Source organism: Pseudomonas sp. PDM17, assembly GCF_014851985.1.
Taxonomy (GTDB): domain Bacteria; phylum Pseudomonadota; class Gammaproteobacteria; order Pseudomonadales; family Pseudomonadaceae; genus Pseudomonas.
Genome location: NZ_JACVAT010000004.1, coordinates 716,168 through 740,070, shown reverse-complemented (window position 1 = coordinate 740,070; position 23,903 = coordinate 716,168). Strand labels below are relative to the sequence as shown.

The following is a 23,903-nucleotide window of genomic DNA, read 5'->3' as shown; positions in this document are numbered from 1 at the left end:
ACAAGGAAAACCAGCATGACCGGCAGCCTCCTCCCCTCTATCTGGCTGGGTGAATTCGAATCCGCCGAACACTGGCAGCAGGCCCGCCAGGCGAAACAGGTTCCAACCGCCCGCGAACTGTGCGGCGCCATCGAGGACCGCGTGCTCTGGTCCCGACACCCCATGGACATCAAGGCGTGGTGCTCGGCCTGCGAGAGCATCCAGCCGATGCACATCGACTGGCGCCTGGGTGGTATCGCCCCGGATGGCAGCGTGCACCCGGCCTGGACGGAAACCGCCGCGTGTCAGGGCTGCGGCCTCAACAGCCGGATGCGCGCGGTACTGGACCGCCTGCAGAAACTCGAACTGCCGAGTGATTCACGGGTGTTCATCGCCGAATGCGTCACCCCCAGCTTCCGCCAGATCGAACGACGCTTCCCCAGGCTCCTGGGAAGCGAGTACCTCGGGCCGGACAAGGTGTCGGGAGAAGCCTACTGGAACGAGCAGCACCGCCAGCGCATCCGCCACGAGGATCTGACCCGGCTGTCCTTCGCCGACGGCAGCTTCGACCTGGTGATCAGCCAGGACATCTTCGAGCATATTCCGGACTTCGCCCGCGCCTTCGCCGAGTGCCGGCGGGTGTTACGGCCGGGCGGACGGCTGGTGTTCAGCGTGCCCTTCTTCCCCAACCAGAACGAGACCGAGGTACGCGCCCGCTTCGCCGCCGACGGCGCTCTGGAGCACCTGCTGCCGGCGGAATACCACGGCGACCCGGTGGGCGACGGCGGCGTGCTGTGCTTCCAGCACTTCGGCTGGGACCTGCTCGACCGACTGCGTGGCGCCGGCTTCGGCCACGTCCGTGCACATCTTTACTGGGGCCCCTGGCAGGGCCATTTCGGCCTGCCGTTCTTCGTCTTCCAGGCGGACGCCGGCTAATTTTTCCGCGCAAAAAAAAGGCCGCTGATAGCAGCGGCCTTGAGACGGACATCGATCTGGAGCAATCAAGAATCGACGTCGGGAAGCTTGCCGGCGGTGAGGCCGGTAACGGCGCTGCCGAAGGCCGCACTGTTGGGTCAAGTATATTGACCGATCGGACAGGAAGACAGAGCACCGGCAGCGAAAGACTGTTACAGCTTCTGTAATAGTCGCCGTCGGGATGCGGGAAACGCAGGCAAAAAAAACGCCGCATGTCTTATGCGGCGCAAGGTGTTGAGAAGCCCGGCTCACGCACCGAGCCTCCCGGGGGAAGCGGCCGATCAGGAATCGGCGTTGCTGCCAGCGGCGGCCTTGGCGGTCTGCTCGGCGGACGGGGCCTGCTGCTGGGCAATCACTGCTTCGTTGGCCTTGACCATCTTGTCGGTCATCAGGCGCGATTCTTCGGCGAAGCTCAGCTGAGTGAAGGACAGCGAGCAGACGGACAGCAGGGCAGCAACATAAAGCGAACGGGACATGACGGTGATCCTTTCTGAACACCCGATTGGTCGGGGTTGATGAAAGGTTACGGCGCAACAGTCCCTCGAAAAATAGCTAGCTAACCAACAAAGCATTGCCTAAAAAGCAACAATCCGTGCCGATCGTCCGAGAACACCGGTATAGAGCGGCTGCGGCGATCCGCCACGCTAGCCCTTTGCCTTATGCCCAGTTGACGGGATCGTTGAGCGCTGCTTCGTCTTCCTCGAATACCCGCGGCAGCTCCGCCTTGAGGAATTCGACCCAGGTGCGGATCTTCGCGTCGAGGAAGCGCCGCGACGGGTACAGCGCATAGATCTGCCGCACGTGCAGGCTGTGCCGGGGCAGCACGCGCACCAGCGAACGGCGACGCAGTGCCGGCGCGGCAACGTAGCTGGGCAACAGGCAGATGCCCATGCCGGCGGCGGCGGCGCCAGTCAGCGCCTCGGCGACGTTGACCATGAAAGTGTCGCGCGGGCGGATCACGCTTTCCTCGTTGCCCTCCTCGAACGCCCAGCCTTCGGGGAAGGTCGGGTCCTGCAGGCGCAGGCACTGGTGCTGGTGCAGGTCGGCGACGCTGGTCGGGGTGCCGCGCCGCTTGAGGTACTCGGGGCTGGCGCAGAGCACGCTGTAGATGGTGCCCAGGGTCTGGGCGACGAACTCGGAGTCGGGCAGTTCGCGGTCGCGGGTGATCACCACGTCCTGGCCTTCCTCGAGGATGTCCGGCTGGCGCTGCGCCAGAGTCAGCTCGATGTAGACCTCGGGGAAGGACTCGCAGTAGCGCGAGATCAGCGGGATCAGGTGCTGCTGGCCCAGCCCGGTGAGCGAATGCACGCGCAGGCGGCCTCGGGGATTGAGATGCGCGCCGCTGGCTTCGGCCTGGGCTTCGTCGACATCGGCGAGGATTTCCCGGCAGCGCAGCAGGTAGCGCTCGCCGGTTTCGGTCAGCGCCAGGCGCCTTGTCGTGCGGTGCAGCAGGCGCGCTTCCAGCTGGGCTTCGAGATCGGAGACCACACGCGAGACCTGGGCTGTGGATAACCCCAGAGCGTTGGCGGCGGCGGTGAAACTGCCGGCATCCACCACCCGGACGAATGCCCGCATCGCGTGAAGTACGTCCATGCTTCCCCCTGCGTGTTGATCTTGTCGTAGGCGCCTGTAGGAGATGACAACCATTGTTGTCCGCGCCGCAAAACTGAATCGCAGTATAGGGTCGTTTTTTGCCGATTGTTACCACGTATAGTGCCGGACAAGTCGCTGCAGCAACGTTGGGCATACCAGGCTCATCGTACGGCCGCCGATACACCAATCGACGGCCCTCTCCCCCGCGCATACCTGGCTGCAGCGACTGACTCTTTCTCCAGGGGCGGCCATCTGCGGATGGTCGCCCTTTTTCGTTTCTGCCGGGTGAGTTCGACGCGAGGGCGGTCCCCTCACCCCAGCCCTCTCCCCCAGGAGAGGGGGCAGTTCGTGCCGGCTGACACCACTGCTTCATCCTTCGCCGATCAGTCCCCTCTCCCTCTGGGAGAGGGTTAGGGTGAGGGCAGCCCGAAACACCGAAGTACAGCAGGGTTCGCGAGCAAGCTCGCTCCTACAGAAAAGCGGTCAGCGCGGCAGCGGATAGAGGCGCTCGTCGAACTGATCCAGACGTACGAACTCCAGCGGCTGGTCGTTCTCCAGGTTCTGCAGGCGATCCTGGTACTGGCGCAGGAACTCCTGGCGGGCCTCGTTGCTGATGTAAGGCACGTGCCAGGCCACGAAGGGCGGCAGCACGCTCATCCCGGTGTAAGCCAGGGTGCCGCGCAGGATCGGCCGCAGCATGTCTTCCAGCGGGCCGTGGATGGCGTCGTCGCCGAACATGTGGTCGCGCCCGCCGAGGGTCACGCTCACCAGCGCCTTCTTGCCGGCTAGGCCGCCCTGGTCGTAGAAGCGCTTGCCGCCGTAGCAGATGCCCGAGACCAGCACGCGGTCGAACCAGCCCTTGAGGATGGCCGGCGCGGAGAACCAGTAGATCGGGAAGTTGAAGATCACCAGATCGGCCCAGAGCAGCTTGTCCAGCTCGGCCTGGATGTCGGCGGCGATGGTCCTGGCCTTGGCGCCTTCACGCTGTTCCAGCGCATAGACCAGATATTCGGGGTTGGCGCGGGCGCCAAAGTCGGCGGCGCTGGCCACCGGGTTCCAGTTCATCGCGTACAGGTCGGAGACCTGCACCTCATGGCCCTGGCCGCGCAGGGTTTCCTCGGCGAGCTGGTACAGCGCGGTGCTGAAGGATTGCGGTTCGTTGTGGGCGTGGACGATCAGTACGTTCATGTGGATTCCTGACAAGTCGGTGAGCGGCACAGCCCTCACCCCAGCCCTCTCCCGGTGGGAGAGGGGGTCTGTTTAAAGCTGGATGGCCTTGAGCTCGACGAACTCGTGCAGTCCCTGCTCACCCCATTCGCGGCCGTTGCCGGACTGCTTGTAGCCACCGAACGGCGCCCGGTAGTTGAAGGCACCGCCGTTGACGAAGCATTGGCCGGCGCGCATCTGCCGGGCGAGTCGCAGGCCATCTTCGCGGTCGCCCGCCCAGACGGCGCTGGACAGGCCGAACGGCGAATCGTTGGCGATGGCGATCGCCTCGGCCTCGTCGGCGTAGGGAATCAGGCACAGCACCGGGCCGAAGATTTCTTCGCGAGCGATGCGCATCTGGTTGTTCACCCCAGCGAAGATCGTCGGCTGTACGTAGTGCCCGCGCTCCAGATGGGCCGGGCGCTCGGCGCCGCCGCAGACCCGCTGCGCGCCCTCTTCCTCGCCGACGCGGATGTAATCGAGCACGGTGCGACGCTGGCCGCCCGAGCACATCGGGCCGAGGAAGCTGTCGGCATCCAGCGGGTCGCCCATCTTCAGCGCGAGGGTTTCGGCGCGGGCGATTTCCACAGCTTCGGCATAGCGATGGGCCGGCAGCAGCATGCGCGTCAGCGCGGTGCAGGTCTGCCCGGAGTTGATCATCACGTCCTGCACGCCGTGGCGCACGGCGGTGGCCAGGTCAGCATCGGCGGTGATCAGGAAGGGCGACTTGCCGCCCAGCTCCAGGCACACGCGCTTGACCGTCGGCGCCGCGGCTTCGGAGACCTTGACGCCCGCACCGGTGGAGCCGGTGAAGGACACCATGTCCACGTCCGGGTGCCGCGCCAGGGCTTCGCCGACCTTGGAACCGGGGCCGCTGACCAGGTTGAACACGCCGGCCGGCAGGCCGATGGCGTGGATCATGTCGGCCAGCAGGAAGGCGTGCAGCGGAGTGTCCTGACTCGGCTTGACCACCACGGTGCAGCCGGCGGCGAGCGCCGGGGCGAGCTTGCCGATCAGCTGGTGCAGCGGGTAGTTCCAGGGGTTGATGAAGGCGCAGACGCCCACCGCTTCCTTCACCACCAGCGAGTTGCCAACCTCGCGCACTTCGTCCATGTGCGCGGCCATCGCGGCGTAGCTTTCCAGACCCTCGATGGGCCCGTCGACCTGCACCATGCGGCACCACTGGATGGGCATGCCCAGCTCGGCGGTGATCAGCGCGGCCATCTCGTCGGCGCGGTTCTTCAGTTGCTCGGCAAGCGCGCGGATATAGCCGGCGCGCACCTGGGACGGGGTCTGCGACCACGCCGGGAAGGCACGGCGGGCAGCGTCCACCGCGCGGTTCACGTCGCCTTCGCCACCCAGCGGCACACGGCCGACGCATTCCTCGGTAGCCGGGTTCTGCACCTCGGCCATGCCCTGCCCCTGCGGCGCCACCCAGGCGCCATCGATGTAGAGCTGTGTACGCTCACGCATAGCGTTTTTCCTTGAGCAGTTCGGCGGCGCACAGGGCGATGCGGCGGCAGGCTTCGCGCAGCGGTTCGGCGCCGAGCACCAGGCCGAGACGAATGTGCCCGGCGGCGCTGGGGCCGAAGGCTTCGCCGGCCAGCACAGAGACGCCGTGGCGGTCCAGCAGCAGGTCGGAGAAGTCCTGGGCGGAGAGCCCGGTGGCGCGGATATCCACCATCACGAACATGCCGCCGTCCGGGCGCAGGGCGCGCACGCCGACGCAGTCGGCGAGGCAGTCGAGCACCAGGTCGCGGCGCTGGCGGTAGGCTTCGCGCATGGCTTCCAGTTCCGGCAGCCTGGCTTCCAGTGCAGTGCAGGCGGCGTCCTGGATGAAGTCCGGCGAACCGTAGAGCATGCACAGGGCGAGGTTTTCCAGGTGCGCGCAGAGCTCCTGCGGACCGACCACCCAGCCTACTCGCCAGCCGGTCATGGCGTGGGATTTCGACAGGCTGTTGAGGGTCGCGGTGCGCTCGGCCATGCCCGGCAGGCTGGCAGGGCTGATGTGCTCGCCGTCGAACAGCAGCTCGCTGTAGACCTCGTCGGAAATCATCCACAGGTCGTTGCTGATGCACAGCTCGGCCAGCGCTTCCCAGGTGGCGCGCGGCAGGCTGGCGCCGGACGGGTTGTGCGGGCTGTTGATCGCCAGCGCGCGGGTGCGCGGGGTAATCAGCGCGGCGACGTCCTCGGCCTGCACGCGGAAGCCGTGCTCGGAGCGCACCGACACCGGGATGACCTTGGCGCCGCAGGCACCGAACACCGCTTCGTAGGTGACGTACATCGGCTCGGCGACGATCACCTCGTCGCCCGGATTGAGCACGCACTGCGCCACGGCATACAGCGCGCACTGGGCGCCGGCCAGCACAACCACGTCATCACTGGTGACGGCCTGGCCGCTGCGCTGGGTGTGGCGGCGGGCGATGGCTTCGCGCAGCGAGCGCTTGCCGCGCACGTCGGCGTAGTGGGTGTTGCCGGCCAGCAAGCTGTCGATGGCCGACTGCACGATGGGCACCGGAGTGTCGAAGTCCGGGTCGCCCACCGACAGCAGCAGAATGTCGTCGCCCTGCTCCATGCGCGCCAGGGCGCGGTAGTGGATGTCCCAGGCGGCGGCGCCGTCGCCGGCGATGCGTTGGGTGAAGTTCGAGTAGCGCATGCTGTGCTTCCTTCAAGGTGCCGGAGCCCGTGGGCTCCGGCGGGTGCAACGGGTCCTACTGGGCGCAGGCGTGTTTCAGCTCGATCAGGGTGACGCCCGGATGGCCGAAGCCGGCGCGCAGGACGCGCTCCAGTTCGTCCAGGCTCTGCGGCTCGCGCATCTCGCAGCCATAGGCACGGCCGAGCAGGGCGAAGTCCGGGTTGCGCGGCAGGACGCCGATGGGCTCGATGTCCAGGCCGATCATGTCGTCGCGGATCTGCCCCAGCGCATCGTTGTTCCACAGCAGCACCACCAGCGGGCTGTCCAGCTCCTCGGTGGCGGTGGCCAGTTCCTGCGCGGTGTAGAGGAAGCCACCGTCACCGACCAGCACCAGGCCCGGACGCTCCGGCGCACCGAACTTGGCGCCGATGCCGGCGGGCACGCCGTAGCCGAGGGTGCCGTAGCCGGTGGGGTGCAGCCAGCCGCGCGGCGCCTTGCTCGGGTAGAGGTAGTTGGCGGTGTAGGCCAACTGGGTCATGTCGCTGGCGATGAAGGCGTTGTCCGGCAGCGCCTTGGCGATGCGCTCCAGGATCGACTTGTGGATAAGTTGCAGCGGCGCGTGGCCGGCATCGATCTGTGCGCGCAGTTCGGCGATTCGCGACTGCGACTTGGCGGCGTCGCGGGTCGCGCTCGGCAGCGCAGCGAGCAGCGCCTCGACGGTGGCCTTGGAGTCGCCCAGCAGCGCCACGGCGCTCGGGTAGAAGTCGTTGAACTTGCGCGAGTCGACGTCGACGCGGATCACCTCGCCGGTCAGCGGCAGGCGGTCGCGCCAGTAATCGGTGTCGGCCATTTCGGTGCCGATGGCGAGCACCACGTCGGCTTCGGCGATCATGTCCCAACCGGCCTGGGTGCACAGGGTGGCGCCCGCAGCGAGCGGCGCTTCCGGTGCCAGCAGGCCCTTGCCGGCGACGCTGGTGAACAGCGGCGCGGCCAGGCGCTCGCTCAGCGCGGCCAGGGCATCGGCGGCATGCAGCGCGCCGCCGCCGGCGATGATCATCGGGCGCTGGGCGGCCTGGAGTTTATCCACAGCCTGTTTGAGCGCATCGGCGCTGGGCTGGCCACGGCCGGCACGGCGCACCACTTCGTTGGTCCAGTCGCGGGCGACCGGGTTGGCCAGCACGTCCAGCGGCACGGAGATGTGCACCGGGCGCGGACGCTCGCTGTCGAACACAGCGTAGGCGCGGGCGATCAGCTCGGGCAAATCCTCCGGGCTCAAGGCGACAGCAGAGAACGCGGTGATCGGCGCGGTCATGGCGCGCTGGTCCTGGGTCTCGTGCAGACAGCCCCAGCCCTTGCCCAGGCTGGCGGTGTGGTTGACGCTGGAAATCACCAGCATCGGAATGGAGTCGGCGTAGGCCTGGCCGATGGCGGTGGCGGCGTTGGTCACCCCCGGGCCGGTGATGATGAAGGCCACGCCGGGCTTGCCGCTGACGCGTGCGTAGCCGTCAGCCATGAAGCCGGCGCCCTGCTCGTGACGGGTCAGCACGTGGCGGATGCCGCTGCCGGGCAGGCCGCGGTACAGCTCCAGGGTGTGTACGCCGGGAATGCCGAATACGGTGTCGACGCCGTAGTTGGCCAGCAGGCGCACCAGGGCCTGGCCGCCGGTGAGTTTCTTGTCGTTCTGCATGTTCACTCCTCGAAGCGTTCTTCGTAGAAACGAGCTTGCCCGCGAACGGTCCTCGGTGGATTCGTTCGCGGGCGGCCCGTGCCTACAGGCAGGTCATTCAGCGGTGCGGATCAGCGCATCCACCGCCACGGCGCCTTCGGCGTTCGCCAGCAGTGGGTTCACGTCCAGTTCCAGCAGGTTGTCCACGTGCTCGCAGGCGTAGTCGGCGACCGCGCGGATGGCTTCCACCAGCGCCTCCAGGTTCACCGCCGGGCGGCCACGGAAGCCGGTGAGCAGCGGCGCGCTGCGCAGGCTCAGCAGGGCGTCACGGATCGCCGCGTCGGTGGTCGGCAGCAGCAGGCTGCGGCTGTCCTTGAGCAGCTCGACGAGGATGCCGCCGGCACCCAGTACCAGCGCCAGGCCGAAACCGTTTTCGCGCTTGATACCAACGATCAGCTCGGCCAGCGGCGGGTTCGCCATGCTCTCCAGCAGCACCTGGTCGAAGGGCACGCCGGGGGCGTGGCGGGCGATGTTCTCGCGCATGTCGAACAGCGCGGCTTCCAGCGCCGCCTCGTTGCGCAGGTTGAGCGCCACGCCGCCGGCCTCGGTCTTGTGCGGCAGCTGCGCGCTGACCACTTTCAAGGCCAGCGGGAAGCCGACATCGGCGGCCGCTTCACGGGCCTGTGCCGGCGTGCTCAGGGCAGCGCGCGGCAGCGGCAGGCCGAAGGGTTTCAGCGCCTGCTTGGACTGCCACTCATCGAGCAGCCGGCCTTCGCTTTCCAGCGCCTGCGGGCAGAGCGGCACCAGCGCAGCTTCGCCACGGGCCAGCAGCGCTTCGCGACGCTGGCGGTAATGAGCGATGCGGCCCCAGGCAGCGAGACCGTCTTCCACGCCTTGCAGCGCGGCAACGCCGTGGGAGTGCAGCAGTTCGCGGGCATGCTTGGGCAGCAGTTCGGGCAGCGCGGAGGCGATGAAGCCGACCTTGCCGTGGCGCTCCAGCGCGGCGCAGTACAGCTCCAGCAGCAGGTCGCACTGCGGGCGCTCGCCGGTTTCCTCGCCGGGGTAATCCAGCACCAGCAGGGCGGCATCGGCGCAGGTCTGCAGCGCGCTGTCGAGCATGCGCTGCAGGGCCGGGCCGTCGCCCCAGATGGCGGTGGTGAAGTCCAGCGGGTTGGCGATGTTGGCGTAGTCCGGCAGCACCTGGGCCAGCTCGGCGCGCTGGGCGTCGACCAGCTTGGGCAGGCTCAGGCCGTTGCGTTCGGCGTAGTCGGCGATCAGCCCGGCGTCGCCACCGGAGCAGGCCAGCGCGGCCAGGCTCGGACCGGCCGGCAGGTTGCCGCAGGCGGCAGCCTTCAAGGTTTCGATGAAGCTCACCGGGCCGCTGACGCGGATCACCCCGAGGCGGTCGAACAGCGCGTCGTACAGCGCGTCGGAGCCGGCCAGGGAGCTGGTGTGGCTGAGTGCGAGTTCGGCACCGATCTCGGAAACACCGGTCTTCAGGGCGATCACCGGGATACCTTTCTGCAGCGCCTTGAAGGCCGCGCGGGCGAAGCCGGGGACGTTCTTCAAGCCTTCCAGGTGCAGGCCGATGGCGGTGACGCGCGGCTCATCGAGCAGCACGTCCATCAGTTCGGCCACTCCCAGTTGCGCCTGATTGCCCACCGAGGCCATGTAGGCGATGGGCAGCGAGCGGTCGCTCATGGACAGGTTGTAGGCGAAGTTGCCGCTCTGGGTCAGCACCGCCACGCCCTTCTCCACCAGGTGCCCGCCGTGGGCCACCGGCCACAGCGCGGAGCCGTGCAGGTAGTCGAGCAGGCCGTAGCAGTTGGGGCCGAGCAGGGCCATGTCGCCAGCGCTGGCGAGCAGGCGGCGCTGCAGGGCTTCGCCCTCGGCGCCGGTCTCGGCGAAGCCGGACGCGTAGCAAATGGCGCCGCCGGCGTCCCTGGCAGCCAGTTCGGCGACGGCCTGCAGGGTCAGGTCACGGTTGGTGGCGACGAACACTGCATCCGGCCCTTCGGGCAGCTCGGCAATACTGCGTACGCAGGGCACGCCTTCGAGTTCGTCGTATTGCGGGTTGACCAGCCACATCTGGCCGGCGAAGCCGCCTTCGGCGCAGCGCTTGAGCGCGCGCGCCATGCTGCGTCCGCCAATGAAGGCCAGGTGCCGGGGCGCCAGCAGGCGCTGGAGGTTTTCGCGTTTCATCGCACGGGCCTCAACGCAGCAGCGGACGCAGCAGTTCGCGGGAAATGATATGGCGCTGGATTTCCGAGGTGCCTTCCCAGATGCGCTCGATGCGCGCATTGCGCCAGATGCGTTCCACCGGACCTTCGTCCATCAGGCCCATGCCGCCGAAGATCTGCACGGTCTCGTCGGCGACCTTGCCCAGCACTTCGCTGGCGAACAGCTTGGCCATGCCGGCCTCGCCGTCGGTCATGCTGCCGCGGTCCATCTTCCAGGCGGTGTGCAGGGTCATCAGCTCGGCGGCGCGAATCTGCGTGGCCATGTCGGCGAGCTTGAAGGAGATACCCTGGTAGCTGCCGATGGCGGCGCCGAACTGCTTGCGGTCGGCCGACCACTGCAGCGCCAGGTCCAGCGCGCGCTGGGCCTGGCCGACGCAGTTGGCGGCGACCATCACGCGGCCGGCGGTGAGCCAGGCGTTGGCCACTTCCCAGCCCTTGTCGACTTCGCCGAGGACCTTGGAAGCCGGCACGCGGCAGTCGTCGAAGAAGATTTCGTAGGTGTGGTAGCCCTTGTTGCTCACGCATTTCGGGCCACGGCGCACGGTCATGCCGGCGGTGCCCTTGTCCACCAGGAAGGCGGTCACGGCGTTGCGCTTCTTGCCGTTGCGCTCGAAGGTGTCGGTCACCGCGAAGACGATGGCGAAGTCGGCGTGGCCGGCGTGGCTGATGAAGTGTTTGGAGCCGTTGATCACGAAGTCCTCGCCATCACGCACGGCGCGGGTCTTGATCGAGTTGGCGTCGGAGCCGGCGCCCGGTTCGGTGAGGGCGAAGCAGTCGATCTTCTCGCCCTGTACCACCGGCAGCAGGTAGTCCTGGATCTGCTCGCCCTTGCACGCCATGAGGATCTTCGAGGGCCGCGCGACGAACACGTGCAGCGCCCAGGACACCTTGGACAGTTCGCGCTCGACCAGCGCCTGGGACAGGTAGTCCAGGCCGCCACCGCCGACTTCCTCGGGCATGTTGAAGGCATAGAAGCCGGCCGCCAGGGCCTTGCCGCGAATCTTCGCCGCCAGCTCCGGGGACACCGCATCGGCGCGGTCCACTTCTTCCTCGTAGGGCAGCAGCTCTTTCTCGACGAAAGCCTTGACCGCCTCGACGAGCATTTCCTGTTCCTGGGTCAGTTGGAAATCCATCACATCACCTGCAGCCGTCAGCGGCCTTTGAATTGGGGGGAGCGTTTTTCGGCCACGGCGCGCAGCGCCTCGGCGGCATCTTCACTGCGGCCACAGAGCAGCCCGGCGGCCTGTTCGGCTTCCAGTTGCTGGGCCAGGGTGCGGGCGGCGCCGTCGCGCATCAGGCGCTTGGTCTGGGCGAAGGCGAAGGTCGGGCCGGCAGCCAGACGCGCGGCGAACTCGCCGACCTGGGCCTGCAGCTGACCGTCGGCGACCACTTCGCCGACCAGCCCGGCCTGCAGCGCGCGCTCGGCGTTCCACAGTTCGTCGAGGAACAGCAGGCGCTTGGCTGCTTCGCTGCCAATCAGGCGCGGCAGGTGCCAGCTGGCGCCGGCGTCCGGGCAGTAGGCCATGCCGGTGTAGCCGGCCTTGAAGCGCGCGGAGGCGCCGGCGATACGGAAGTCGCAGCACAGGGTGAGGTCCATCCCGGCGCCGACTGCGGTGCCGTTGACGGCGGCAATGGTCGGCTTGTCCAGGCCGTGCAGGCGGCGCATCAGGGCGTGGGCGGTTTCGGTCCAGCCGTAGGTTTCCAGTTCGCCACGGGCTTCGGCCTCGGCCCATTCGGCGAGGTCGGCGCCGGCGCAGAAGCTGCGGCCTTCACCGCTGAGCACGATGACGCGCACGGCCTCGTTGGCCTCAAAGGCTTCGAGCAGGGCGAGCAGGTTCTTGAGCGTGGGGACGTCGAGCGCGTTGCGCTGCTCGGGGCGGTTCAGGGTGATCCAGGCGATACCGTCCTGGACCCGGCTGAGTGGGGATGGCTGAGTCATGCTGCCCTCGTTCTTGTAGTCGTTTGCTGAGGCGGATGAAGCGTTGGAGCCAATACTAAACAAGTGTTCAGTAAGACGGCAATCCACCCGAATGGGTGGCTTGTAACGCTCCGCCAATCGACGGGAAGGCCGCGCGGCGCGGGGGCTGAGGGGTTTTGCAGGGAAGTCGCGGCGGGCTTGTTACAACTTCGAACAATCGTTCAGCAGCGAAGCGGCCCTGCAGGAGCGGGCCACGCCCGCGACCGAGCCCGCTGCGGGGATTGTTCGCAGACATGGCCCGCTCCTACAAAAAGCATGAAGCCCCGCGCTGCGGGGCTTCTGCGGAACGGGCGAAGCCTCAGCCGAGGCTCGGTACCGCCTCGTCGCTCAGCACCTGCCCGCGCTTGCGCTTGAGCAGGAAGTAGGCGAGGTAGCAGGCCGCCATGAAGCCGAAGCCCCAATACAGCGACGGTCGCTGGGTCGGGTCCATGGCGAGGAACACGAACAGCGAGCAGCAGATCGCGATGCACGCCAGCGGGATCAGCGGGAACAGCGGTGCGGCGTACTTCAGGTCAGCCACGGTGCCGCCCTTGGCCATGTGCTCGCGGCGGAAGCGGTACTGGGCGTAGGCGATGACGATCCAGGTGACGGTGCCGGCCATGCCGCTCACCGCCATCAGCACCATGAACAGGGTATCGGCGGCGACCACGCTGGTGAGCAGCGAGAGCAGGGCGAACGCCAGGCTGATCAGCAGCGCATAGAACGGCACGCCACGGGCGCTGAGTTTGGACAGCTTGCGCGGCGCCATGCCGGTCTTGGACATGGCCCAGAGGATGCGCGTGGAGGCGTACAGGCCGGAGTTACCCACGGACAGGATCGCGGTGAGGATCACGAAGTTCATGATGTCGGCGGCGTACGGGATGCCGACCATGTCGAACACCTGCACGAAGGGGCTTTCCATCAGCCCGGCCTGCTTCCACGGCACGATGCAGGAGAGCACGGCAATCGCCAGCACATAGAAGATCAGCACGCGGAACACCACGTTGCGCACGGCGCGCGGGATGCTCTTCTCCGGCTGGTCGGTCTCGCCGGCGGCGACGCCCATGATCTCGCAACCCTGGAAGGCGTAGACCACCGTCATCATCACCGCGAACACGGCAGACAGGCCGTTGGGGAACAGGCCATCGCTGACCAGGTTGGACAGCCCCGGCGCGGCCGCGCCATCGTTCAGCGGGATGGCGCCGAAGATCACCAGCAGGCCGACCACGATGAAGCCGAGGATGGCTGCGACCTTGATCCCGGAAAACCAGTATTCGGCCTCGCCGAAGGCGCGGGTGGCCAGGGCGTTGAGGGAGAACAGCACGACCACGAAGAAGCCCGACCAGAGCCAGATCGGCACCTCGGGGAACCAGCGGGTCATCAGCATGCCGGCGGCGGTGAATTCCAGGCCGACGGTGGAGGCCCAGCTCATCCAGTAGACCCAGCCGATCATGAACCCGGTGGCCGGGCCGATGAAGCGCGTGGCGTGGGCCTGGAAGGAGCCGGAGACGGGCATCTGCACCGACAGCTCGCCCAGGCAGACCATCACCAGGTACATCAGCAGGCCCGCGACCAGGTAGGCGAGGATGGCGCCCATTGGGCCACCGGAGCTGATGGTGACGCCCGAGCCCATGAACAGGCCGGTGCCGATGACGCCGCCCAGGGACAGCATGAAGATATGGCGGCTCTTCAGCGCGCGGGTGAGCTGGATCTTCTCGCCGCTACCGGCGTGATGGGTCTCAGACATGGCGCACCTCCAGGGAACGGCGGGCGCGGCTGAGCGGAACTCTACGTTGGATCATTATTGTTATCTCCAATCAATCAGAGGCCGTGGCTCGGGCACGGATGCCACCGGATTATTGGAAGGCGATGTAAGACGGGGTTGTTCGCCTGGATCGAAGTTGTAGAAAGATGTAAGGATTTTGTGCAGGGCTTGTGGGGCGGGGCTTTCCAGCGCTTCTGATTTTCGTAAAGCGCATAACGCGCCAGCGTTATCCGCCGCAGCGGTCGGCGGATAACCTGTAGGAGCGGGCCATGCGCGCGATCGCGCGCATGGCCCGCTCCTACAGGGAGCCCATCAGTTCGCCGGCCAACGACCGTTCCTGCTCCAGCTGCTCCGTCCAACCAGTGAGCGCAGCTCCCGCCAGCGCCGCAGCTTCCAGCTCACCCAGGCAATCCCCCAACCCGCGCAAGCCCATGGACCGGCAACTGCCCGCCAACCGGTGCGCAAGGCTGGCCGCCTCCACCGCATCGTCCTGGCGCAAGGCATCCAGCAGCAGCGGCCATTGTTCATCCAGCAGCTTCCACAGGCTGGCGAGCAGTTCGTTCAGCTTGTGCGCGCCCAGCAGGCGACGGTGGGTTTCGAGCACCTGGCGATCCAGCGGGCCGTTATCCACAGCCGCGGGCAGCAGCTCCCAGGCCACGCCGGACAGCGCGCGGCGCAGGTCGTCCAGGCGCAGCGGCTTGCCCAGCACACCCTGCATGCCGGCCTCGAAATAGCGGCGGACCATGCCCGGCTGCACGCTGGCGGTGAAGGCATGGATCGGCGTAGTCGCGTTGAGCCCACCGGACTGCGCGCGGATCGCCCGGCACAGGTCGAGGCCGGTCATCCCCGGCAGGTGCATGTCCAGCAGGATCAGGTCGAAGCGCCGCGCGGCGGTGAGCGCCAGCGCGGGTTGCGCATCGTCGGCGAGCTGCACGCGGTGGCCGTCGCGCTCCAGCAAAGCCTGGGCGACTTCGCGGTTGAGGGCGACGTCTTCCACCACCAGCACGTCCAGGGCCGGCGCCGGCTCGATGATCACGTCGGAGCGCGGCACTATGCCCGGCGCCAGCATGATTTCGAACCAGAAGGTGCTGCCTTCGCCTTCCAGGCTCTCCACGCCGATCTCGCCGCCCATGGCTTCCACCAGCCGCTTGCTGATCGCCAACCCCAGCCCGGTGCCGCCGTAGCGCCGCGCCACCTCGTCGCTGGCCTGGGTGAAACGCTGGAAGATTTTCTCCTGCTGCTCGGCGGAGATGCCGATGCCGTCGTCGGTCACGCTGAAGCGCAGGCGCTGCCCGGCGTCTCCGCCTTCGAGCACGGCCACCTCCAGCAATACCTCGCCCTCTTCGGTGAACTTCACCGCGTTGGCCAGCAGGTTGCTCAGCACCTGACGCAGGAACTGCTCGGCGCCGCGACAACCGTCCTGCACCTGGGGCTCGACGCGCAGGCGCAGGCAGGTGCCGTTGTCCTCGGCGCGCGGCTCCAGCAGGGTCACCACGTCATCGAGCAGGCGACGCAGGGAGAAATCCACCAGCTCGGGCTGGCTGGCGCCGTCTTCCAGCTTGGCGAAATGCAGCACCTCGTTGAGGATCGCCAGCAGCCCTTCGCCGGCGGTGGACAACGCCTGCAGGCGGCGCCGGTCCAACTCGCCCAGAGGCGCGGCGCGCAGCAGCTCGGCCATGCCGAGGATGCCGTTGAGGGGCGTACGGATCTCGTGGCTCATGGTGGCGAGGAAGCGGCTCTTGGCACGGTTGGCCGCCTCGGCTTCCTCCTTGGCGCGGCGCAGGCTGGCGGTACGCCGCTCGACCCGGCGCTGCAGCTCGTCGCGCTTGCTCTGCAGGGCTTCACGGTCGGCCTCACGCCGTCGCAGTTCGGCACGCAGGGCACGACGCAAACCATCGAGTGCATCGGCGACGGTGTCGATCTCGTCCTCTTCACCTGAGCGTTTCTTGGCCAGCGCCAGCTCGGTGCCCAGGTCGCCGCCGGTGAGCCCACGGACGAAGTCGGCCATGGCGCGCAGGTGGCGGGTGACCAGGCTGTGGAACAGCCAGCTCAGCGCCACCGCCAGGCCGCAGAGAAACACGCCCATCCACAACAGGCTGGTCAGCCCGCCGTGGAGCAGGCGCAGGTAGACGGCGCCGAGGTCGATGCTGATTTCCAGCTCGCCCAGGTCGCGGCGCTCGCCATCCGGCGGCTGGAAGGCCAGCGCATAGCGCTCGACGCGGAACGGCCCGCGCGGGTCGTCGGCGTCCTGCACCAGGTTGAAGTCGGCGCTGCGCAGGCGCACCTGGGCGATGTCGGGGAAGTCGGCCAGGCCGTGCAGCTGCACGTTGAGCTGCTCCTGGTTGAGGTCCCAAAGGCTGCGTTCGAAGCTGGCCAGATAGCCGACGCGGACCAGCTCCAGCCGGGTGTCGATGTCGCGCATCTCGCGGCGGTATTCGAAGTACAGCTGCACCGCGCTGGCCAGCACGGTGAAGCACAGGCTGAACAGCAGCACCCGCAGCAGCAGGCGCCGGGCCAGGCCGCCGGGCAGCTTCATCGCGGCACCCCGTCGCCGGCGAGCATGGCGCGGTAGTCGTGCTCGCTCTGCTGCAGCCAGCGGGCGACACTGCCGTCGTCCACACGCTGCTTCAGCAGCGCGTCGATCTCCTCCATCCGCGCCGCCAGCGGCGAATGGCGGGAGACGGCGATGCGCAGGTAATCCACGGTCAACGGTCGGGGCAGCGCGGCGATGTCCTGGCCGCCGGCCAGTTGCTCGACGAACAGGGTACCCGTGCGCCGCTCGTGGGCGATGAAGTCGATGCGCTGGCGGATCAGCTTGCCGAAGTTCTGCCGGCTGTCGGAGACCCATTCGACATTGCCGTGCTCGGCGACGAAATGGTCGAACTCCGGCCCGTAGCTTTCGCCGAACAGCAGCCCGCCACGGTAATTGGCGAGGTCGCCGAGCTGGTCGAAACGCACCAGCTTGCGGCGGTTGTAGAAGATCGCGACTTCCTCGCGCAGCACCGGCACTCGGGAGAACAGCAGGCCATCGTCACGCTGCGGGGTCTGGTAGGCGAGCACCACGTCGACGCGGCCTTCGGCGGCGTCCAGCAGGCAGCGCTTCCAATTGCCCAGTACCACGGTCTGCACTTCGTAGCCCAGCCCGCCAAGCACACTGCGCACGGTCTGCGGCGCCAGCCCGCGAACTTCATGGCCATCAGTCCAGGAAATGGGGGGGTAGACGGGGTAGTCGCAGTAGCGGATGGGCTGGGCGGCTTGGGTGGCGGTGCAGAAGAGCAAAGCCAGGAAATACAGGAGGAACTGGAGCGGGGATTTCCCTCTCCCTGACCCTGGCTGCGCGCCCCGCTTCGAAGGGAGAGGGGACTGCTCCAAGCCCTTCCAGATCATTGTGCTGGCTCAGGCGTCGGCGGGCGTGGCGGTGAACAGGTAGCCGGCGCCGTGGATGGTGATGATCAGTTCGGGCTCGGCCGGGTCGTCGCGCAGTTTGCGGCGCAGGCGACCGACCAGCACATCAATGGAGCGGTCGTTGGGCAGCCATTCGCGGTTGCGGATCTGGTCCATCAGCTGATCGCGGCTCAGGGTGTGGCCGGTGTTGCGCAGGAATACGCCGAGCAGCTGGAACTCGCCGTGGGTCAGCGGGGTTTCGCTGCCGCCGGCGTCGATCAGGCGGCGGCGGTCCGGGTCCAGCGTCCAGTGGGCGAAGCGCTTGTGGTTCTGCCGGCTGCTGCCCTGGACGGGCGCGGCGGCGGGCTGGCGGGCGTGGCGCACGCGGCGGATCAGGTTCTTCGCACGGGACACCAGCTCGCGGGGGTTCAGCGGCTTGATCACGTAGTCATCGGCGCCGCATTCCAGGCCAACGATGCGATCAATGTCATCGTTGCGCCCGGTGATCAGGATGATGCCGACCTCCGAACGCACGCGCAGCTCGCGGGTCAGGGTCAGGCCGTCCTTGCCGGGCAGGCGGATGTCGAGCATCACCAGGTCGATGGGCTGGCCGGCCTGCTCGGCTTCGGCCAGGTACGCCTCGGCCTGTTCGGCGGCGCCGGCGCAAAGCACGTCATAGCCTTCCTCGCCGAGGTAGGCCTGGAGGAGCTCGCGAATCACCGGATCGTCGTCGACGATCAGTACACGGGAAGTCATCGCAATACCCTGCTGAGGCCGCCGCTCGTGACGGGGCCGTTCTTGTTATGCGTGGAGGTAGAGCTGTAGGAACTGTCCTGCAGATGGCGGCAGGTTACCGCCCGCTGAACAATCGATCAACAGACTCCCGACGCCCGACAGAAGCGCTGCCGGCCGCCGTACTGGAGACCATCCACCCAGGCTTCGCAGATCTGCACGCCCTGTTCCGGGGTGAAGGTATTGGGGTTCAGACCGGACTCCAGCCACAACCCGTCGAGCAAGGCGCTGAGGGCAATCGCGGCCAGTTCCGCGTCGAAATCCGCCCACTCCTGCTCTTTCGCCAGTTCGTTCAGCGCCTGCGTCAGCAGCGCGCGGTACTCGCCGTAGGAATGATCGTGCGCCTTGTTGATTTCCTCGGCCGTCTTCACCGCGCCCCAGAACGCCAGCCAGGCATCCAGCAGTTGCGGGTCGAGCAGCTCGGCGGAAAACGACGCGCGAAAGAACGCCGACAGCCGTGCGCGGGCATCCGGCGCCGCCTCGGCAATGGCCTCGCGCAGCAGCTGCATGACCCGCCCGGTAACGGTCAGGTAGGCCTCGGCCACCAACTCGTCCTTGCCCGAATAGTGGTGGTTGATCAGCCCCACCGAGACCCCGGCCTCGGCGCAGATCTTGCGTATGGATGCTCCCTGGAAGCCATGGCGTTTCAGGCACGCGAGGGTGGCCTCGATCAGCAGCGCCTTGCGCTGTTCCGGCTCCAGTCGGGTAAAGCGGACTTCCTCGTTCATGCCTGGCTCCTAAGGTTTCAGGTGGCCAATCTGAACGATTGTTCGATTAGGCGCCAGTACCTACCCGTTCGGGGAATGGCCGGGGAACCGGCCCTGGTCGAGAGTGGCTTCATCCGCGATATCTCCAATCCATAACAAAATCAAAGGTGGGACTGACATGCAGAAAACGCTCGCAGCAGTACTCAGCGCGGCGCTGGCGACCTTGCCGGCACTGGGTCACGGGGAGGATGCCGAAGGCGCGAAGACGCTGCGGCTGTATAACTGGACCGACTACATCGGCGAACACACCATCGCCGATTTCGAGAAGGAAACCGGGATCAAGGTGGTCTACGACACCTTCGATTCCTACGAGACCGTGCAGGGCAAACTGCTGCCCGGCCGCTCGGGCTACGACCTGGTGGTGCTCAACGCCGCCCTGGTCCCGCCGCTGCTCAAGGCGGGCGTCTTCCAGCCGCTGGACAAGTCCAAGCTGCCCAGCTGGAACAACCTCGACGCGGATGTGCTCAAGCACCTGGACCACTACGATCCGGGCGTGCAGTACTCTGCGCCCTACACCTGGGGCAGCAACGGCATCACCTACAACATCGACAAGATCAAGCAGCGCATGCCCGACGCCCCCATCGGCTCGCTGGCGATGCTGTTCGATCCGAAGATCGTGTCGAAATTCGCCGATTGCGGGGTGACCATCATCGACTCCCCCACCGACGTGATCCCGCTGGCCCTGGCCTACCTCAAGCGCGACCCCAACAGCGCGCTGCCCGAGGACCTCAAGGCCGCCCAGGACCTGCTGCAATCGATCCGCCCGTACATCCGCAAGTTCGACTCCACCAGCTACCTGAACGGCCTGGCCAACGGCGACCAGTGCATGGCGATGACCTGGTCCGGCGACTACGCCACCGCCCAGGCCCGCGCCGACGAAGCCGGCGCCAAGGTCAAGCTGGGCTACTTCGTGCCCAAGGAAGGCTCGCTGATCTGGTTCGACGACTTCTACATCCCGGCCGACGCGCCACACGTGGCAAACGCCCACAAGTTCATCGAATACATGCTGCAGCCCAAGGTGGCCGCCGGCGTCGCCGACTACATCCGCTACGCCTCCAGCAACGCCGCCGCCACCCCGCTGCTGGCCGCCGAAGTGCGCAACGACCCGGCGATCTACCCCGACGCCGAGACCCGCGCCCGCCTGTTCACCCAGAAAGTGCAGACCCCCAAGGCGACCCGCCTGATCACCCGTACCTGGAACGCGGTGAAGACCGGGACCTGATGGCGCAAGACCCCAAGCCCCCTCTCCCCAGCCCTCTCCCTGAAGGGAGAGGGGGCCAAGTGGAGTCTCCGGAAATCACGGCGGCATCCTGAAAGTAACGAGCAACACGATCAACAAGGAGGTTCGGAGCCCCCACGCACTCCGAACAGTCCCCTCTCCCTTCAGGGAGAGGGTTAGGGAGAGGGCAGAACGCCCAACCGAATAACGAAAGTCCGAGGTAAAGCAGATGACCACCCCAACCCCAGCCTTCTTCGCCCAGTTCAACGACGAGCAGCTGGTCGCCGCCGACAAAGCCCACTACATGCACGGCTACCACGTGTTCGACGATCACCGGGTCAACGGTGCGCTGAACATCGCCGCCGGCGAGGGCGCCTACATCTACGACACCAAGGGCAATCGCTACCTGGACGCCGTGGGCGGCATGTGGTGCACAAACATCGGCCTGGGCCGCGCGGAAATGGCTGATGCCATCGCCGAGCAGGTACGCAAGCTGGCCTACTCCAATCCCTTCTGCGACATGGCCAACGTCACCGCCATCCAGCTCTGCGAAAAACTCGCCGAACTGGCGCCGGGCGACCTCGACCACGTGTTCCTCACCACCGGCGGCTCCACCGCCGTGGACACCGCCTACCGCCTGATCCAGTACTACCAGAACTGCCGCGGCAAGCACGAGAAGAAGCACATCATCAGCCGCGTCAACGCCTACCACGGCTCGACCTTCCTCACCATGTCGCTGGGCGGCAAGGTCGCCGACCATCCGGCCGAGTTCGACTTCCTCAAGGACGTCATCCACCACATCTCCTGCCCCAACCCCTACCGCGCGCCGGAAGGGATGACCGAGGGCGACTTCCTCGAATTCCTGGTCAAGGAGTTCGAAGACAAGATTCTCGAACTGGGCCAGGACAAGGTCGCTGCCTTCTTCGCCGAGCCGATCATGGGCTCGGGCGGCGTGATCATTCCGCCCAAGGGCTACCACCAACGCATGTGGCAGGTCTGCCAGAAGTACGACGTGCTCTACGTCGCCGACGAGGTGGTGACCTCCTTCGGCCGCCTCGGCGCCTTCTTCGCCTCCGAGGACGTATTCGGCATGCAGCCGGACATCATCACCACCGCCAAGGGCCTGACCTCCGGCTACCTGCCGCTGGGCGCGTGCATCTTCTCCGACCGCATCTGGAAGGTGATCGGCGAGGCCGACAAGGGCCGCTGCTTCGCCCACGGTTTCACCTACAGCGGGCACCCGGTGAGCTGCGTCTCGGCGCTGAAGAACATCGAAATCATCGAGCGTGAAAATCTGCTGGAGCACGTGAAGGACGTCGGCGGCTACCTGGAGCAGCGCCTGCAGGAACTGGCCGACCTGCCGCTGGTGGGCAGCGTGCGTTGCCAGAAACTGATGGCCTGCGTCGAGTTCGTCGCCGACAAGCGCAGCAAGGTGCTCTTCCCCGAGGAGCTGAACATCGGCGAGAAGATCCACCTGCGCGCCCAGGCCAAGGGCCTTCTGGTGCGGCCGATCGTGCATCTGAACGTGATGTCGCCGCCGCTGACCATCACCCGCGAGCAGGTCGACGAGATCGTCGACACCCTGCGCGAGTCGATCCTCGAGGCCGCCGAAGACCTTCAGCGCAGCGGTGATTACGCGGGGCACTGATGATCGATCCGAGGATTTTGCCTACACCCCGGCAGCCCTTTAGACTGCCGGACATGAGCGAATCCCAGGCGCTGAGCGAAACGTCCGACGCACCCGCCCTGCATGCCTGGCATGCGGGGCTGGCGCGCGCCCTGGCCAGCGTCGGCGAAGTCGTCTTCGTCGAACGCCTGGCCGACGCCCTGGGCTGCCTGGTACCGGTGGAGTCTGTGATGCTCGGCCTCGAACAGCGCGGCCAGCCACCGCAGCCGCTCTACCATCGCGGCGTCCACCCGGAGCATCACGAGGCCCTGGTCGACCGCTACTACGCCCGCGGCTACCTGCTCGACCCCTTCTGCCTGGCCATGGAAGACGGCCTCACCGAAGGCTTCTACCCGCTGGCCGACATCGCTCCGGACGATTTCTTCGCCAGCGAGTACTACAAGACCTACTACCTCAAGTTCGGCTGCACCGAGGACTGCCACTTCATCATCGACCTCGGCGAGACACGCAAGGTCTCGCTGTGCCTGTACCAGGGCGAGAGTGGCGCGCGCTTCAGCGAAACCCAGCTGGACCTGCTGGCCACCGCCCTGCCGCTGGTGCGCGAGCTGTTCCGCCAGTTCGAGCGCAATGGCGGGCTGGACCTGCTGCTGGCCGGGCGCGGCGTGAAAGTCAGCGCGCCGGATGACCAGGCGCCGCTGAACCGGCACATCCGCGCGGCCTTCATGAACTTCGGCGCCGACCTGCTCACCGAGCGCGAACGGGAGATCGCCCACCTGCTGCTGCGCGGTCACTCGGTGAAATCCAGCGCGCGGGTGCTGGATATCTCGCCGGAAACCGTGCGCATGCACCGCAAGCACCTCTATACCAAGCTGGCGATCAACTCCCAGGCCGAGCTGTTCTCGCTGTTCATCGACTGGCTCACCGGCGGTGTGAGCGCGGCCTGACACCTGCGACTCCCGCCAAGCTCACGACCGTACGGATTTCGATACCAACCGATGCGGCGGCGCGCCCGGAAATCTGCCAACCTATGACCTTTCCCGCTGTCTGACCCGTGCCCCACCACCAGGAGAGCTTCCCGATGCCCCGCCGCTGGCTACCCGCCTTGCTGTTGGCCGCCGCCCTGCCGCTGCACGCCGCCGAATCCAAACCCACCTACGGCCCGGAACTGGAGCGCTTCAACTACGCCTTCCCGGTCGGTCACTACAGCTTCGCGTCCCAGGGCCACCACATGCACATGGCCTACATCGACGTGAAGCCCAAGAAGCAGCCCAACGGCCGCACCGTGGTGCTGCTGCACGGCAAGAACTTCTGCGCCGGCACCTGGGAAACCACCATCGCCGCCCTGAGCGATGCCGGCTACCGCGTGGTGGCGCCGGATCAGATCGGCTTCTGCAAGTCGACCAAGCCCGAGCGCTACCAGTACAGCTTCCAGCAGCTGGCGACCAACACCCACGCCCTGCTCGAGCACCTGAAGGTCGGCAAGGTCACCCTGCTGGGCCACTCCACCGGCGGCATGCTCGCTACCCGCTACGCGCTGATGTATCCGCAGCAGGTCGAGCAGCTGGCCATGGTCAACCCCATCGGCCTGGAAGACTGGAAAGCCCTGGGCGTGCCATACCGTACCCCGGACCAGTGGTACGAGCGCGAGCTGAAGACCAGCGCCGAGAGCATCCGCCAATACGAGCAGGCGACCTACTACGCCGGCCAGTGGAAGCCCGAGTACGACAAGTGGGTGAACATGCTCGCCGGCCTGTTCAACGGCGCCGGCCACGAGCGCGTGGCGTGGAACTCGGCGCTGCTCTACGACATGATTTTCACCCAGCCGGTGGTCTACGAATTCGGCCAGCTGAAGATGCCGACCCTGCTGCTGATCGGCACCAGGGACAACACCGCCATCGGCAAGGACCTGGCCCCGGACGATCTGAAGGCCAAGCTGGGTAACTACGCCGAGCTGGGCAAGGCCACCGCCAAGGCCATCCCCAATGCGACCCTGGTGGAGTTCGACGACATGGGCCACGCGCCGCAGATCCAGGACCCGAAGCGCTTCCATGACGCGCTGCTCAAGGGTTTGGCGGACCTCAAGCACTGATCGATATGC

Annotated in this window: 19 protein-coding genes; 5 read left to right on the top strand and 14 right to left on the bottom strand. The window is 66.9% G+C overall.

Translation table 11 applies throughout. From position 1 onward, the window contains the following. Nucleotides 1–15: 15 nt before the first annotated feature. Nucleotides 16–915, top strand: a complete 900-nt coding sequence (locus tag IB256_RS17695) for a class I SAM-dependent methyltransferase (RefSeq protein WP_225601792.1) — start codon at nucleotides 16–18, stop codon at nucleotides 913–915. A gap of 320 nt (nucleotides 916–1,235) precedes the next feature. Here IB256_RS17695 and IB256_RS17690 read toward each other — a convergent pair whose 3' ends face one another. The 14 genes from IB256_RS17690 to IB256_RS17625 form a co-directional block, all read right to left on the bottom strand. Further along, the gene (locus IB256_RS17690; RefSeq protein ID WP_192294522.1) at nucleotides 1,236–1,430 is read right to left on the bottom strand and encodes a hypothetical protein; all 195 of its coding nucleotides are present in this window, start codon (nucleotides 1,428–1,430) and stop codon (nucleotides 1,236–1,238) included. Nucleotides 1,431–1,611: 181 nt separating this feature from the next. Then, nucleotides 1,612–2,547, bottom strand: a complete 936-nt coding sequence (locus IB256_RS17685; protein ID WP_081519060.1) for a LysR family transcriptional regulator — start codon at nucleotides 2,545–2,547, stop codon at nucleotides 1,612–1,614. A gap of 483 nt (nucleotides 2,548–3,030) precedes the next feature. Next, nucleotides 3,031–3,735: an NAD(P)H-dependent oxidoreductase gene (locus IB256_RS17680; RefSeq protein ID WP_192403474.1), complete on the bottom strand. Its 705-nt coding sequence runs from the start codon at nucleotides 3,733–3,735 to the stop codon at nucleotides 3,031–3,033. A gap of 72 nt (nucleotides 3,736–3,807) precedes the next feature. Next, nucleotides 3,808–5,226: an aldehyde dehydrogenase family protein gene (locus tag IB256_RS17675; RefSeq protein WP_192403472.1), complete on the bottom strand. Its 1,419-nt coding sequence runs from the start codon at nucleotides 5,224–5,226 to the stop codon at nucleotides 3,808–3,810. Then, entirely contained in the window at nucleotides 5,219–6,409 is a 1,191-nt protein-coding gene (locus IB256_RS17670) for a pyridoxal phosphate-dependent aminotransferase (protein ID WP_192403470.1), read from the bottom strand. Before IB256_RS17670 ends, IB256_RS17675 begins: the two co-directional genes overlap by 8 nt. Before the next feature lie 55 nt (nucleotides 6,410–6,464). Next, nucleotides 6,465–8,075, bottom strand: a complete 1,611-nt coding sequence (locus IB256_RS17665; protein ID WP_192403468.1) for a 5-guanidino-2-oxopentanoate decarboxylase — start codon at nucleotides 8,073–8,075, stop codon at nucleotides 6,465–6,467. A 93-nt stretch (nucleotides 8,076–8,168) separates the two neighbouring features. Further along, a complete protein-coding gene (locus IB256_RS17660) occupies nucleotides 8,169–10,256 on the bottom strand; it encodes an acetate--CoA ligase family protein (RefSeq protein ID WP_192403466.1) in 2,088 nt (695 codons plus the stop codon). Nucleotides 10,257–10,266: 10 nt separating this feature from the next. Further along, nucleotides 10,267–11,427, bottom strand: a complete 1,161-nt coding sequence (locus tag IB256_RS17655; RefSeq protein WP_138213566.1) for an acyl-CoA dehydrogenase family protein — start codon at nucleotides 11,425–11,427, stop codon at nucleotides 10,267–10,269. Nucleotides 11,428–11,444: 17 nt separating this feature from the next. Beyond that, complete coding sequence (locus tag IB256_RS17650) at nucleotides 11,445–12,233, bottom strand: enoyl-CoA hydratase/isomerase family protein (RefSeq protein WP_192403463.1); 789 nt, start codon at nucleotides 12,231–12,233, stop codon at nucleotides 11,445–11,447. Nucleotides 12,234–12,570: 337 nt separating this feature from the next. After that, entirely contained in the window at nucleotides 12,571–13,998 is a 1,428-nt protein-coding gene (locus tag IB256_RS17645) for an amino acid permease (protein ID WP_192403461.1), read from the bottom strand. Nucleotides 13,999–14,314: 316 nt separating this feature from the next. Then, complete coding sequence (locus IB256_RS17640; protein ID WP_192403459.1) at nucleotides 14,315–16,552, bottom strand: ATP-binding protein; 2,238 nt, start codon at nucleotides 16,550–16,552, stop codon at nucleotides 14,315–14,317. Further along, nucleotides 16,549–17,310: a transporter substrate-binding domain-containing protein gene (locus IB256_RS17635; protein WP_192403568.1), complete on the bottom strand. Its 762-nt coding sequence runs from the start codon at nucleotides 17,308–17,310 to the stop codon at nucleotides 16,549–16,551. Before IB256_RS17635 ends, IB256_RS17640 begins: the two co-directional genes overlap by 4 nt. A gap of 102 nt (nucleotides 17,311–17,412) precedes the next feature. After that, on the bottom strand, nucleotides 17,413–18,162 hold the full coding sequence (locus IB256_RS17630; RefSeq protein ID WP_192403566.1) for a response regulator: 750 nt from the start codon (nucleotides 18,160–18,162) through the stop codon (nucleotides 17,413–17,415). 110 nt (nucleotides 18,163–18,272) lie between these two features. After that, nucleotides 18,273–18,920, bottom strand: a complete 648-nt coding sequence (locus tag IB256_RS17625) for a TetR family transcriptional regulator C-terminal domain-containing protein (RefSeq protein ID WP_081519048.1) — start codon at nucleotides 18,918–18,920, stop codon at nucleotides 18,273–18,275. Between the two features lie 157 nt (nucleotides 18,921–19,077). On the opposite strand from IB256_RS17625, the gene IB256_RS17620 reads away from it, so the two are divergent. The 4 genes from IB256_RS17620 to IB256_RS17605 all read left to right on the top strand — a co-directional run bounded on the left by IB256_RS17620 (nucleotide 19,078) and on the right by IB256_RS17605 (nucleotide 23,894). Then, on the top strand, nucleotides 19,078–20,181 hold the full coding sequence (locus IB256_RS17620; RefSeq protein ID WP_081519047.1) for a polyamine ABC transporter substrate-binding protein: 1,104 nt from the start codon (nucleotides 19,078–19,080) through the stop codon (nucleotides 20,179–20,181). 226 nt (nucleotides 20,182–20,407) lie between these two features. Next, nucleotides 20,408–21,826: an aminotransferase gene (locus IB256_RS17615; RefSeq protein WP_192403457.1), complete on the top strand. Its 1,419-nt coding sequence runs from the start codon at nucleotides 20,408–20,410 to the stop codon at nucleotides 21,824–21,826. Nucleotides 21,827–21,879: 53 nt separating this feature from the next. Beyond that, nucleotides 21,880–22,749: a helix-turn-helix transcriptional regulator gene (locus IB256_RS17610; protein ID WP_192403455.1), complete on the top strand. Its 870-nt coding sequence runs from the start codon at nucleotides 21,880–21,882 to the stop codon at nucleotides 22,747–22,749. A 134-nt stretch (nucleotides 22,750–22,883) separates the two neighbouring features. After that, a complete protein-coding gene (locus tag IB256_RS17605; protein ID WP_192403454.1) occupies nucleotides 22,884–23,894 on the top strand; it encodes an alpha/beta fold hydrolase in 1,011 nt (336 codons plus the stop codon). Nucleotides 23,895–23,903: the final 9 nt, after the last annotated feature.

Coding starts and splice junctions, on each gene's coding strand:
- IB256_RS17615 (WP_192403457.1), top strand. CDS start 20,408: ATGACCACCCCAACCCCAGCCTTCTTCGCCCAGTTCAACGACGAGCAG.
- IB256_RS17645 (WP_192403461.1), bottom strand. CDS start 13,998: ATGTCTGAGACCCATCACGCCGGTAGCGGCGAGAAGATCCAGCTCACC.
- IB256_RS17610 (WP_192403455.1), top strand. CDS start 21,880: ATGAGCGAATCCCAGGCGCTGAGCGAAACGTCCGACGCACCCGCCCTG.
- IB256_RS17650 (WP_192403463.1), bottom strand. CDS start 12,233: ATGACTCAGCCATCCCCACTCAGCCGGGTCCAGGACGGTATCGCCTGG.
- IB256_RS17670 (WP_192403470.1), bottom strand. CDS start 6,409: ATGCGCTACTCGAACTTCACCCAACGCATCGCCGGCGACGGCGCCGCC.
- IB256_RS17660 (WP_192403466.1), bottom strand. CDS start 10,256: ATGAAACGCGAAAACCTCCAGCGCCTGCTGGCGCCCCGGCACCTGGCC.
- IB256_RS17625 (WP_081519048.1), bottom strand. CDS start 18,920: ATGAACGAGGAAGTCCGCTTTACCCGACTGGAGCCGGAACAGCGCAAG.
- IB256_RS17655 (WP_138213566.1), bottom strand. CDS start 11,427: ATGGATTTCCAACTGACCCAGGAACAGGAAATGCTCGTCGAGGCGGTC.
- IB256_RS17685 (WP_081519060.1), bottom strand. CDS start 2,547: ATGGACGTACTTCACGCGATGCGGGCATTCGTCCGGGTGGTGGATGCC.
- IB256_RS17605 (WP_192403454.1), top strand. CDS start 22,884: ATGCCCCGCCGCTGGCTACCCGCCTTGCTGTTGGCCGCCGCCCTGCCG.
- IB256_RS17640 (WP_192403459.1), bottom strand. CDS start 16,552: ATGAAGCTGCCCGGCGGCCTGGCCCGGCGCCTGCTGCTGCGGGTGCTG.
- IB256_RS17665 (WP_192403468.1), bottom strand. CDS start 8,075: ATGCAGAACGACAAGAAACTCACCGGCGGCCAGGCCCTGGTGCGCCTG.
- IB256_RS17680 (WP_192403474.1), bottom strand. CDS start 3,735: ATGAACGTACTGATCGTCCACGCCCACAACGAACCGCAATCCTTCAGC.
- IB256_RS17620 (WP_081519047.1), top strand. CDS start 19,078: ATGCAGAAAACGCTCGCAGCAGTACTCAGCGCGGCGCTGGCGACCTTG.
- IB256_RS17695 (WP_225601792.1), top strand. CDS start 16: ATGACCGGCAGCCTCCTCCCCTCTATCTGGCTGGGTGAATTCGAATCC.
- IB256_RS17675 (WP_192403472.1), bottom strand. CDS start 5,226: ATGCGTGAGCGTACACAGCTCTACATCGATGGCGCCTGGGTGGCGCCG.
- IB256_RS17690 (WP_192294522.1), bottom strand. CDS start 1,430: ATGTCCCGTTCGCTTTATGTTGCTGCCCTGCTGTCCGTCTGCTCGCTG.